General features: G+C 41.8%; 9 protein-coding genes and 1 pseudogene. 9 read left to right on the top strand and 1 reads right to left on the bottom strand.

The annotated features are described in order from the left end of the window. The first annotated feature begins 163 nt into the window (after positions 1-163). The 3 genes from aroB (at position 164) to DWW52_RS12365 (ending at position 3110) form a co-directional block, all read left to right on the top strand. A complete protein-coding gene (gene aroB / locus DWW52_RS12355) occupies positions 164-1195 on the top strand; it encodes a 3-dehydroquinate synthase (RefSeq protein WP_118715824.1) in 1032 nt (343 codons plus the stop codon). Positions 1196-1198: 3 nt separating this feature from the next. Then, entirely contained in the window at positions 1199-2410 is a 1212-nt protein-coding gene (locus tag DWW52_RS12360; RefSeq protein ID WP_118715825.1) for a 3-phosphoshikimate 1-carboxyvinyltransferase, read from the top strand. A 115-nt stretch (positions 2411-2525) separates the two neighbouring features. Then, positions 2526-3110 (top strand): RNA polymerase sigma factor, encoded by a 585-nt coding sequence (locus DWW52_RS12365; RefSeq protein ID WP_158582585.1) that lies wholly within the window; start codon positions 2526-2528, stop codon positions 3108-3110. Between the two features lie 204 nt (positions 3111-3314). Here DWW52_RS12365 and DWW52_RS12370 read toward each other — a convergent pair. Continuing rightward, a pseudogene (locus DWW52_RS12370) lies at positions 3315-3472 on the bottom strand (helix-turn-helix domain-containing protein); the annotation flags it as partial. A gap of 84 nt (positions 3473-3556) precedes the next feature. Between DWW52_RS12370 and DWW52_RS12375 the strand changes: the two are divergent. The 6 genes from DWW52_RS12375 to DWW52_RS12400 all read left to right on the top strand — a co-directional run bounded on the left by DWW52_RS12375 (position 3557) and on the right by DWW52_RS12400 (position 12386). Then, positions 3557-4708 (top strand): FecR family protein, encoded by a 1152-nt coding sequence (locus DWW52_RS12375; protein WP_118715827.1) that lies wholly within the window; start codon positions 3557-3559, stop codon positions 4706-4708. Between the two features lie 99 nt (positions 4709-4807). Then, a complete protein-coding gene (locus DWW52_RS12380; protein WP_118715828.1) occupies positions 4808-8320 on the top strand; it encodes a SusC/RagA family TonB-linked outer membrane protein in 3513 nt (1170 codons plus the stop codon). Between the two features lie 2 nt (positions 8321-8322). After that, on the top strand, positions 8323-9975 hold the full coding sequence (locus DWW52_RS12385; protein WP_118715829.1) for a RagB/SusD family nutrient uptake outer membrane protein: 1653 nt from the start codon (positions 8323-8325) through the stop codon (positions 9973-9975). 13 nt (positions 9976-9988) lie between these two features. Then, positions 9989-10639, top strand: a complete 651-nt coding sequence (locus DWW52_RS12390) for a hypothetical protein (protein ID WP_148315366.1) — start codon at positions 9989-9991, stop codon at positions 10637-10639. Positions 10640-10656: 17 nt separating this feature from the next. Next, positions 10657-11082 carry a hypothetical protein gene (locus DWW52_RS12395; protein WP_118715831.1) on the top strand — a complete coding sequence of 142 codons (426 nt, stop codon included), beginning with the start codon at positions 10657-10659 and terminating at the stop codon, positions 11080-11082. Between the two features lie 5 nt (positions 11083-11087). Beyond that, positions 11088-12386 carry a thioredoxin family protein gene (locus DWW52_RS12400; protein WP_118715832.1) on the top strand — a complete coding sequence of 433 codons (1299 nt, stop codon included), beginning with the start codon at positions 11088-11090 and terminating at the stop codon, positions 12384-12386. Positions 12387-12388 lie beyond the last annotated feature (2 nt).

Consider the following 12388-nt stretch of genomic DNA (forward strand, 5'->3'; position numbering starts at 1 on the left):
AAAGTTACTTTTTCCCGGCGAGAAAAACAATTAATTGGGGATTTATGATTTCAAATTGAGTGATTTTCTCACGCAAGGCTAACGCTTTTTCATTTTCAATTTTCAACGTTCAATTTTTAATTCTCTTTGAAATAGTGTAATTTTGTGCAGAAATACGGGATTAATGGAGAATATCATTTTCACAACAGACTCCAGCATCGTTCTCGCGGGATTGCTGGGAGGTGTCAGGCATGAACAATTGTTTATCGTTGCGGACAAACATACGGTCGGGTTCTGTGATAAATTGTTCGAGAAGGTAGATTGGGTCCCTTCTCACGTGACGGTATTGGATTGTGGGGAGGAGAATAAATCGTTGGAAAGCGTGACGAAAATTTGGACTATCTTGAGTAAACGGGGAGCTCGTCGTTCTTCTATTCTAGTGTGCGTGGGTGGTGGAATGGTGACGGATTTAGGGGGATTTGCCGCCTCGACGTTTAAACGGGGAATGCGATGTATTCATGTCCCTACCACGTTGTTGGCTCAGGTGGATGCGTCTATGGGTGGAAAAACCGGGTTCAATTTTAACGGGTTAAAGAACGAGATCGGAACCTTTTCAATACCCGAAAAGGTGATTATAGATATCAATTTTTTACAGACATTGCCCGTGCGGGAACGAATGTCCGGTTTCGTGGAAATGATTAAACACGGGTTGTTGTCCGATCGGGAGCATCTGGACTCTTTGTTAGCATGTAGTGACGAGCATACAACCCGGGAAGATTTTCTGGAATTGATTCGGTATTCCGTGGCGATAAAGGACAAAATCGTGTCTTTGGATCCGAGGGAGCAGGGAATTCGGAAAGTCTTGAATTTCGGGCATACGGTCGGACATGCCGTCGAGAGCGTGGCCATGATGCGGAAAGAGAGTTTATTGCACGGGGAAGCTATAGCCTTGGGGTTAGTTGCCGAGTTATATTTATCGGTCAAGGTGAAGGAATTTCCGAACGAGATTTACACGCGGGTCCGGGATTTTATTAAACGTTATTACCCGAATTACCCGTTGATGAATCATGTCGACACCTTGTACGAGTTGATGTTACACGACAAAAAGAACGATCGGAAAGGCGTGAATTTTTCCTTACTTTCGGATGTCGGAGAATTCTCTATTGATAATTATTGCTCGAAAGAGTTGGTGGTGGAAGCCCTGAGTCAAGTATAAGTTATGGATCGAGTTATCGCGTGGGAAAAAGAAAAAGTGGAAGGTGTGGCGGTTTTGCCGGCTTCTAAAAGTATTTCGAACAGGGCGCTCGTGTTGAGTGTCTTGTCTGGTAGCCCGATGCCGGAGAATTTGTCGGATAGTGATGACACGCGGGTGTTGCAAGAGGCTTTGTCCGGTACGAGTGATTTGGTTCACGTGGGACATGCCGGTACGGCAATGCGTTTCTTGACGGCTTATTTCGCGTTAAAAGGTGGTGTGAGGGAATTAACCGGGTCGGAACGCATGAAACAACGGCCTCTCCACGTGTTGGTGGATGCTCTTCGGAAGTTGGGGGCGAAAATTGCCTATTTGGGCGAGGAGGGATTTCCTCCTTTGTGGATAAGTCCCTCTTCATTGCAAGGAGGGAAGGAATTGACTCTGGATGCTTCGGTGAGCAGCCAGTACGTGTCGGCCTTAATGATGATCGCTCCATTGCTTCCCGGTGGATTGACGATAAGTTTGAGGGGAAAGATCGTTTCGGGAAGTTATATCCGGATGACGGCGGCCATGATGAGGCAATTCGGGGCCGTGGTTGATTTGGAAAGCGAGAGGATTACCATTCCCGAGGGAGGGTATAAACCGACGGGATCGCGGATTGAAGCGGATTGGACTGCGGCTTCTTATTTTTATGAAATGCTTGTATTAGTCGGGCAAGGGCGGATTTTTATTCCGGATTTGAAATCGGATAGCTTGCAAGGAGACGCCCGACAATATATATTATGGGAACGTTTGGGGATACAAACGGAATGGTGTGATAACGGCGTTTATTTACATGCTTCCGGGCAGGTTGTTGATTTTTTTGAAGCGGATTTTACGGAAATGCCCGATCTAGCCTTAACTTTTATCGTGGCTTGTTGTCTGAAAAATATTTCATTTCATATCCGGGGATTGGAGACCTTGCATATAAAAGAGTGCGACCGGGTGTCTGCATCCGTTTGTGAGTTGCGTAAATTGGGATATGAACTGAATGTCCCCGAACATGGAGAGCTATGCTGGAACGGGGAACGCAACACGTTCGTATCACTGGAGATCGACACTTATCAAGACCACCGTATGGCAATGGCATTTGCCCCGGCCGGGTTGAAATTGTCCGGGTTGGTTATTCGGAATGCCGGGGTGGTCTCGAAGTCATTCCCGACTTTCTGGGAACAGTTTAATAATTTAGTCATCGAATAATTATTTGCATCTCGTTGTCAAGTATGTTAATTTGAGATAATTTGCGGGAAATGCTTTCAATAAACGGAAAATAAAAATATTTTTGTCAGCTTGAGTATTTCAAATAAGTGCAAAATTGGATGAACTATTACTTATAGAGAAATTAAGACGGAATGATCGGAATGCTTACACGGAATTATTCGACGGGTATTTTGACAAGTTATTCACGTTTGCCTTGAACATGGTGTTCCGGGAAGATGTGGCGAATGATATCGTTCAGGAGGTCTTTATCGCTATTTATGAAAAATCGGTATTGAAAAGTTATCAAGGTTCTTTGAAAGCTTATTTGTATACCAGCGTGCGTAATCGTTGCTATAATTACCTGCGGGATGCGAAAGTTGAGGATCGTAACATGGCATTGTACGCGGAAGCCGCAGTGTATTCGGACAACGTGGATATGATTGATGAGGAGGAGATTTTGATGAAAATCAAAGAGGTGTTGGACGAATTACCGGAAAAATGTCGGGAGGTGTGTCTGTTGCGTTTCGTGCATGGCTATAAATATAGCGAGATTTCCGAACAATTGGAGATGAACGAGAACACGGTGAAAGCGCAATTGCATAGAGGATTGGAAAAGTTAAAACATAGTTTTGCTGATTATGATTTAGCCTTGATTCTCTTCGTGTTAGCGTTTTGTCTTGAAGGAATAGCATCAGCGTGAGAAGTTTTCATGAGTTTGACGGGGTGATCGGATCATGATCGAATCGTGATCGAGGTCTGATCAGGCATTAAAGGCGACATAAAGCCAAGATAAAGACGAGACAAAGCCAAGATAAGTTGTTTTTGTTATGCTCTTATACTTTTGTTTTGTCTCCTGTTCTTGCTGATCAGTTCTCTATAATGGTCTGAAAATGGCTGTTTTATATTAGCCGATCGTTTTGACGATTTCAACCCTTAATCCTAAAGCGTTGATGATTCTGTAAAAAACACCGACGCTTGGCATGATAAGTCGTTCTCTATCCGGGAAATGTACGATTTCGTGGCGTTTATTCTCTTGGCAAGTTCGGATTGAGTAACTTTTGAGCGAGAAATTTATTTGAAAAAATAATTTTTCTTGTAAACATTTTTTGAAGTTTCGTGTTTTAGGGATAAATTTTAGGAAATACTATGAAAATAGATTGGAGGTTGATAAAACGGAGTCTTGTTTCTTCACTGGATGAAGAGGATGAGCGAGTTTTGGAAACTTGGTTGAACGAATCGAAAAAACACCGAGAACTTTACGATAACATGAAACGTTTCGTGTCGGAGCGTGAAGATTTTCATTTGGATGAAATGACGAGAAAACGTTTCAAACGGGATTTTGAAGCCCGGATGAATATGGCCTACAAGAAAAGGAATCAACGTTTGTGGGTGAAAGTGATGAGTTACGCGGCGATGTTGGTGATCCCGGTGATTGTCGGGGTACTGTTTTGGTCCCGGCAGCCTGAAATCGAGGCCGTAGATTACGGTATCGGGCCGATAGAGCATGGCGTGCGGAAAGCTACGTTGGTATTGAATGACGGGAAAGTACTGTCACTGGATACTTCCCGGATGTTTTTGAAAGAGATTAACGGGGTAAGCGTTCACACGAGTGATCAGGCCCTAGTGTACGTGGATTCTTTGCAGGATGAGGATGTGCAATTACAGAATCGGTTGATTACTCCTAAAGGTGGGGAGTACACGATTATGTTGGCAGACGGCACGAAAGTATGGGTGAATGCAAACACGGAGATCCGTTATCCGGTGAAGTTTTCAGGTAACGAGAGACGGGTATATCTGGAAGGAGAGGCTTATTTCGAGGTGGCGAAGAATGTGACGAAGCCTTTTATCGTGGAGGCGAATGGAATGGAAGTAAAAGTGTACGGGACGAAGTTTAACCTGAATACCCGTCGTGTGGACCAGATGCATACCACGTTGGTGGAGGGATCCGTATCCGTTAAGCCGAGGGGACAGTCCGAGGTGATGTTGAAGCCGAACCAGCAGGCGATTTTCAATAAACTTTCGGGACGGGTGTCCGTGAGGGATGTTGACGTGATGCCTTACGTGGCATGGCATCAAGGAAATTATTATTTCGAGAACAAGAGTATGGGTGAGATTCTGGATGAACTTTCGTTGTGGTATGATATACAGGTTTTCTTTATGAATCCTGAAATGAAGAATGAAAGGTTTAGTGGATATCTTCCTCGTTACGAGCAAATTGATGGGCTGTTGTCTTTAATCGAGAAGACATCCCACGTGCGTTTTGAAATAAAAGGTAGAGTGATAGTGGTGCGAAAATAAAATTCCGGTTAAGCAGCAACTTAACCGGGATTTAATTTGATCTGAGCAAACAAATTCGACCCTGTTTGCCCAAGTAGTTTTAATTCAAAAATCAAATGTATGAAAAAAAACCAAAGTTTTTACTATTTCTATGGTAAAAAGAGTTTATTGAAAATCATGAGGTTATTATTTATTTTGATGACAATGACCAGCATGACAATTTCTGCCAATAGTTTCTCGCAACAACAGCGGGTAACATTGGACGTGAAAAATGTTGGTGCGATGGAACTATTTAAAGAGATTCAGAAAGAGACAAATCTGTATTTCGTGTACAATGATGCGGATTTGATTTCATACAACAAAATCTCGGTTTCCGCGAAGGACGAAAGTGTAGATGTTTTGTTGAAACGTGTGTTTCCCCGTTTGGAATTCATGTTCGAGGGGAATGTGATTATCGTGAAACCGTCTGTCGCGAGAGATGACGAGAAAGAGGTTAAAAAGTATGTCGTGAAAGGGAAAGTGGTCGATGAGAAGAATTTACCTCTACCGGGGGTAACGATCCGTCTGGATAGCACGACAGTCGGGTGTGCTACTGATGCGTCGGGGTTGTTTTCCTTGACATTACCCGTGGCATCCGGTAAATTAATTTTCTCTTTTGTCGGTTTTAAGATGGAGACAAAAGTTTTTAAAGCGGGGGACGAGTTGATCGTGAAGATGAAAGAAGAGTCTTCGGATTTGGACGAGGTAACGGTAATTGCTTATGGCGAGAGAAATAAGAAAGAGTTAATCAGTTCCGTGTCCACTGTGAAAGCTAAAGATTTGGAGGAAGTTCCGTCTGCTAGTTTGGAGAACTTGTTGCAAGGTCATATGGCGGGAGTCGAGGTGAATAATGTTTCCGGTGCTCCCGGAGGTGGAGGTACGCGTATTGCTATCCGGGGATATAATACATTGATGCAGAATGGTATTAGTGATAATACTCCTTTGTACGTGGTGGATGGGGTGCCGATCCAGTCATTTACTTCTCCTTTAACGGGAACAAATACATTGGCGGAGATTGACCCGATGACAATCGAGTCGGTTGAAGTTTTGAAAGATGCTGCGTCTGCTGCTATTTACGGTTCTCGGGCAAGTAATGGAGTTATATTGATTACAACGAAACATGGTAAAGAAGGGAAAGCTACTTTCCAAGCGAATGCTTCTTACTCGTGGACTTGGTTGCCGGAGACTCCCGTGCAGATACAAGGAAACGGGGAGCGTCAATGGTGGTTGTACGCGGCTAAATATGCTATTACGGGATATTCTGATCGGCAAACAAATCTGATAAAATGGCCGACTTCAATGGATGAGACCATTGGAACCAACGGGATGTATGATTTCTTCTGGAAGAACGGGGTTTCTTCCACTTGGGAGGAGTCCGGCAAAGTTCCTTTACTTCCACAATTGCAGGATAGTTTGAATCCTTTTTATAATAATTCTACGAACTGGTGGAAATATGTGTTCCAGACGGGAAAGACTTTAAATGCGAACGTTCAGGCTTCGGGGGGAACAGAACGTGTAAAATACATGGTCGGTGCCGGATGGTATAACGAAGAGGGGATCAATGTCGGGTCTGAATTTTCCCGGGTGAATTTGATTTCGAATTTGAATTTTGTCCCGCGTAAGAATTTGACAATGGATACCCGGTTGTCTTTGTCGTACTCCGATATGAGTATGTCTGGCGGGGGATTAGGATCAACGAAGATCGCTTACATGACTGTTAACCCGAAAGGAACTCCTACTTTATTACCGAGTTCAGGGGCAGCTTATGATCAGATGTTTAAGTATATAAATGATGTGTCTGAAAAGAAATACAATTTCAATATCCGGGCTAATGTGCGTCTGGCTTACCAGATTATTTCCGGGTTGGAACTTTCTGCTACCGTGGGAGCTGATTATTCACAGGCACAAGTGAATCGTTTCGAGCCGAGCATCATGGATGCTAATTATGGTTTGAGTAAGTCAGAGGGACGGATGAATGGTTCGATGTATTTCCAGACAGAAGAGTTGTTGCATTATAATTTTAGTTTGAAAGAACGTCATAATTTTGACTGGTTGTTCGGTTTTTCTTATACTCGTCAATCTTCTAACGATTTGGCCGGAAGTGGTAAAGGATCTCCGAGTGATTATATTCACTATGTGGTGGAAGGAATGCCTACAATAAAAGATTTGAATGGCACGATGACGGCCATGCAGTCGTTTAATTCCGGGTTTAAAGAACAGAAAATGGTCAGTTATTTCGGTCGTGTTGCTTATAATTTTGATCGGAAATATTTGATTGAATTAACCCTGCGTCGGGATGGTTCTTCCGTGTTCGGGAAAGATGTACGTTGGGCGACTTTCCCGTCAATTGCTTTGGGATGGAATTTCTCGGATGAAGCATTTATGAAAAATTTCTGGTGGTTAAGTCATGGGAAAATTCGTGGTTCATGGGGAACTTCGGGGCAGACATTCTTGGATCCTTATTTAGCTCAGGGGATAATAGATGTAGGTAGTTCTTTCTTGGGTGTTACTGGATTGATGCCGACTCAAATGGAAAATAGAAATTTGACATGGGAAAAATCGAATCAGTATGATTTGGGTTTGGATATGGATTTGTTTGATTATCGATTTAAGTTTAAATTTGATTATTACTATAAATACACGAAGTCGTTACTTTGGGAAGTTCAGTTACCTGGGACCGTTTATTTCCACAAAACCATGTGGGATAATGCCGTGGAGATTTCGAATGAAGGAGTTGAATTGGAAGCTCAATTGGATATATTGCGAAACACGGAAGTAAAATGGCGGGCGCGTTTTAATATCTCCCGAAATTGGAATCGTCTGGAAAAAACTTACACGGGAGTAGATATTGATGGTAAGTACGTGATCGGACGTTCCGCTAACGAGTTGCAAGTTTATAAGGATTTGGGATACGTGCAGAATGCAAACGAAGTGCCGATAACCTGGGATAGTCAAGGAAATCCCCGATATCTGGGAGTTGGCGGTATGGCCAATCCGACACGACCCGGAATGCATATGCTTGCGGATTTGAATGGAGATGGCGTGATCGCGGATGAAGATTTGTATTTTGCCGGTTCGACTTTGCCCAAGGCTTATGGTGGTATTGCCAGCGAGATAACCTGGAAAGGATTTGATTTGAATCTTTTGTTTAGCTATTCTTTGGGAAGGAAAATGATTAATGCATTTAGAAAAGGGGCGTTGAATTTTAATCCGATGGGTTTGGGGGCTGTATTTGAAGATTATCGGAACGTGTCTTTCTGGGAAAAAGAGGGCGATCAATCGGATTATCCGGTGATGAGTTCTGTTTATTATTATAATAAAGGACAATTTGACGGGTTAGTTGATTCCAATATTGAAACGGTGAATTTCATTCGTTTGAAACAATTGACCGTGGGGTATAATCTTCCGGCAGAATGGGCGAGAAAATGTTATCTGCAAGGTATACGAGTGTTTTTCACGGGTGAGAATTTATTCTTGTTGTCTAATTATTCGGGTCTTGATCCAGAGAACGTGGATGTTATGACCGGGATTGATAATATGACCACTTATCCGACATCAAGGAAATTAACATTAGGATTAACTGTAAAATTTTAATTATGAAGAAGATTCTTTATATCCTATTAATCGGGCTTTTTTCCTCGTGTGATAGTCTTTTGGACGTGGAACCGGAAACCCTGGTTAGTTTTGATAATTTTTATAAAAACGAGCAGGATTTGGAGGTAACGTTATACCAGTTGCAAAGTTTTATCCATGATCGTATCATGGAGCAACATGTGCAAGAGAATGCTGGGTTGATTATGGAGCCTAGCACTAAACGCGATTATATTTGGTCTCCTTCTTCCATCGTGGGAAGTCCTGCTGTCGGTTCGATAGCAACAGATTGGGGGCAAACATATTGGGTCGTGTACATGGCGAATGTATTACTGGACAATATTCACAAGGCGGAAGTGCAAGTGACGCCGGAACGAATTGCTTATTATAAAGCACAAGCTTACTTTGGTAAAGCGATCGGATATTTTTTCCTAGCCCGTCGTTGGGGGGAAGTTACGATCACGAGAAATAGTTCTTCTAGTGAGGTTTACGGGAAGAAACCGCTTTTGGAAGTGTTAGATACGGTTATTGCAAATGCAACAAGGGCGTATAATGCTTTACCTGTTTATGGATCCGTAGTTGATCGGTCTGGTGCCGTTATTAAATCCAAACAATTCGGAAGTAAAGGAGCTGCTTGCGCTTTGCTGGCTCACGCGTACGCTTGGAAGGGGAGTATGATAGATTTGATGGAATTGGCTGGGAATTCGAGAGAGTGCTATGATAAAGCGATCGAGTATTCATCCCATTTGATTAAAGGGGAAGCGGGAGCTTATAGTCTTATTCGTAATCCGGAAGAATTATGCCAGTTATTTTCGGATATAACAAAGGAAAATCCTGAATCTATCTGGGAATTCACGTTGGATATGCAGAAGGATTATATTTCTTCTGTCTATCTTGTCGGGAGACCGTTAATCGGATATCCTGTTGATCCTGGGGTGTCTGAATCGGATCAAAAGTATGCAGATTCGAAAATAGCATACACGACTATCAAACAATTGTATGATACATTGGATCTTAGGAAGGATGCTTATTTTAAAGATTATAAAAAATATAGTCTTGATGTCATAGAGATTAAAGATAAATGGACGGAGGGGATGACGGACCCGGAAGCGATTAGGGATACGATAGCTGTAAAAGTTAAACACTATCGGGATAGTATTACTGAAATAACGGGAGGCTATGCATATCCTTATAAATGGCGGAAGGCGATAACAGAAGTGGATGCAGATTTTCCATGGATATCTAAATTGATCGCTGTAAAATCTAATTATTCTTACTGGAGATTAGCTGATATTTATTTGTTACGTGCAGAGTGTTATGCTAAAATTGGAGAAAATGGTTTGGCCGAGGCGGATTTGAATGAAATTCGGGGGTATAATAACGTGAATGCTTATCCTGGTAGTGGTGGGGATGAGAAAGGATTGAAATATGCTATTTTCCACGAGCGTGAACGTGAATTGCTGATGGAAGGTCAACGTTTCTTTGATATTGTACGTAATGGAATGGAATATATTAATACTTATTTGCCAAGTGATTTCCAGAAACTTACACATCAGGATGTGAAGAATGGAGCGATATTTTTCCCGATTTGTACAAATGCATTTGAATTAAATAACTTATTGAGACAGAATATATATTGGGCTCAATATATGAATTAACCAGAGACGAGATATGAAACAAATTATATTATTAGGATTACTGGTATCTATGGTCGTGGGATGTACGAAGTATAACTCGATAGATACAGGTTTGGCTCAAAAAAAGTATTCGGGAAATATGTACGAGTATTTTCACTCGAATACTTATGATTGGGATTCTTTATTGGTGTTGGTTGATTATATGGGTTTGGAGGAATATTTCACGGGTGAGAAAGAAGGGTATGAAACCGTTACTTTTTTCGGGCCCCCCAATCATTCCATTCGTAGATGGATGTATTCTTTCAAATCATATAATGATATGGGGATTGTCACGTATAAATATCATTCCATGAAGGAAGTGGTGGATGGAGAGGGTGTTGAAAAATGTAAGAAATTGATCTTAAGCCATCTCGTGAAAGGAAAATATGAAGTGGAAGATATTCCTATGGGAACGAGTGGAGACAAAGAATCCGGAATCATTTTTACCGGAGCTGCAGATAATACGTTCCGAGTTTTCTCTTTCCGGGAAACTTTTAATGGTGTTCCGGAAACTGGAGCTATAAGATTATATGTCAGGGGCGGACTCAATTATTCGACAAGTATTGATGTCGCTTCTACAGACATCGAACCGACGAATGGAATTGTTCATTCTCTGGCTTATGGATTTACGTTAGGACAGCTTTAATTATCAAAATGCAAAGTATGAGACAATTTTTTATATTAATGGTAGTTTTAGCATTTTGCGCGTGTAATAATGTTAAAATTGGGTATTTACAGACAGATGGTGCGGAGTATTTTCCAGATTCATTAATTATTCGAACTGTTTTGGGTGATGATCAATATGATGAGAATCGAAAAGCAAATAATGCTCCTTGGGTGACGAATATTATTAGTGGAGTTTTGGGAACAGACCCCATGCAATATAAATTGGTTAGTGTGAAAGCTCTTGACGGGACGGTAGCAGATGCAAAAGTGTTCGGTGAAGAATTGGTTGTGCGCGGGTGTGGTAAAATGGAAGTTCCGTTGAAACCTGCAGCTCCCAAGGGACGCTATATGGTGACATTGAAGGTAAATAACGAAGATTATTCTGCAATTTTACCAGATGTATTTACATTTATTATAAAATAAATAGAATGAGAAAATATTTCATGATGATATGCTTCACCCTTCTTATGGGGTGGAGTGTATCCAGTAACGGACAGGGAATTCAGTTTTTCAAAGGGACTTTCGATGAGGCTTTAACGAAAGCGAAACAAGAGAAAAAATTGGTGTTTGTTGATTTTTACGCCGTGTGGTGTGGGCCTTGCAAGCAGATGGCTGAAAAAGTATTTGTAGACGAGGAAGTCGGGAAGTTTATGAACGATAAATTTGTTTGTATGCAGATTGACGTGGAAAAGGCCGGATGGCAGAAAGAGACTGCTGAAAAATACAACGTGACGGTATTGCCGACATTGATATTTTTCAAACCGGATGCCACGGTTGCATCACGTTTAGCTGGGGCTCGTGAAAAGGCGGACTTCTTGAATGGTGCTAAAGTGGCTTGCGGTGAACAATTAAGTTTTACGAAATTGTATGACCGGGCGAAATCTAAAAAGGATTTAGCCGATATGCAACTGGTTTTGAAACAAGCACCGGAAGAAGTCGGAAGTATGCAAGGTATGGAAGCCCAGAAATGGATCGTGCGGATTGATAAATTGTATGCCGAGTATGCTAAAACGAAAATGGGACCGGATTTCATCAACAAGGAGGATTTGCAGATCGTGCAGGCGTTTAATAAAAAGAACGTGAAGGATGATGCCGTGATGGAATTTATCGCTAAAAACCTAGAAACTTACATGAATAAGCTGGGTGAGGCTCCCGGTATCTTGATGGTGGAATATAATAACGCGGTTATTGAACAATTGGCGAAGGCCGGTAAGAATGAGTACAAGAAGTATCTGGAGAGGATTAATGGTGATCTGGAAGCAGCTTATGCCATTATGCCCACGGGAACATTGACTCCTTACGAGAAGTTCAAGTATTACTATGACGGGATGTATTTGTTGTCTTACAAAAAAGATGTGGATTCTTATGTTCAATTGATGAACAAATATATTGCTGCTTTGGGAGAACAGGTTGGCGCGAATGATTACGGGGAGATCGCTCAAAACATGTACGTCATGAGTAAGGGTAAATTGAATGACGAGCAATTGGGGCAGGTGAAGGATTGGCTAGTGAAAGCCATGCAATACGAGGGGACGGGATTGATTGATAGGATCAATTTTGTAACTATGTTGGGAGATACTTATAAGGCTTTAAAGCAATTTGATAAAGCAAAAGAGGCTTATAATCAAGGATACATGGAGGCGTTGCAGATTGAGAACAAGATGCGTTCGGCACAGATTCAGATGATTATGAAGCGTAAATTGGAGGCGTTAGAATTAGCAAAATAACG

Origin of the sequence: Odoribacter sp. AF15-53, from assembly GCF_003479425.1 — a bacterium.
Classification (GTDB): Bacteria; Bacteroidota; Bacteroidia; order Bacteroidales; family Marinifilaceae; genus Butyricimonas.

Excerpts from the sequence above, each read along its gene's own strand:
- aroB (WP_118715824.1), top strand. The coding sequence starts at position 164 with ATGGAGAATATCATTTTCACAACAGACTCCAGCATCGTTCTCGCGGGA.
- DWW52_RS12360 (WP_118715825.1), top strand. The coding sequence starts at position 1,199 with ATGGATCGAGTTATCGCGTGGGAAAAAGAAAAAGTGGAAGGTGTGGCG.
- DWW52_RS12375 (WP_118715827.1), top strand. The coding sequence starts at position 3,557 with ATGAAAATAGATTGGAGGTTGATAAAACGGAGTCTTGTTTCTTCACTG.
- DWW52_RS12380 (WP_118715828.1), top strand. The coding sequence starts at position 4,808 with ATGAAAAAAAACCAAAGTTTTTACTATTTCTATGGTAAAAAGAGTTTA.
- DWW52_RS12385 (WP_118715829.1), top strand. The coding sequence starts at position 8,323 with ATGAAGAAGATTCTTTATATCCTATTAATCGGGCTTTTTTCCTCGTGT.
- DWW52_RS12390 (WP_148315366.1), top strand. The coding sequence starts at position 9,989 with ATGAAACAAATTATATTATTAGGATTACTGGTATCTATGGTCGTGGGA.
- DWW52_RS12395 (WP_118715831.1), top strand. The coding sequence starts at position 10,657 with ATGAGACAATTTTTTATATTAATGGTAGTTTTAGCATTTTGCGCGTGT.
- DWW52_RS12400 (WP_118715832.1), top strand. The coding sequence starts at position 11,088 with ATGAGAAAATATTTCATGATGATATGCTTCACCCTTCTTATGGGGTGG.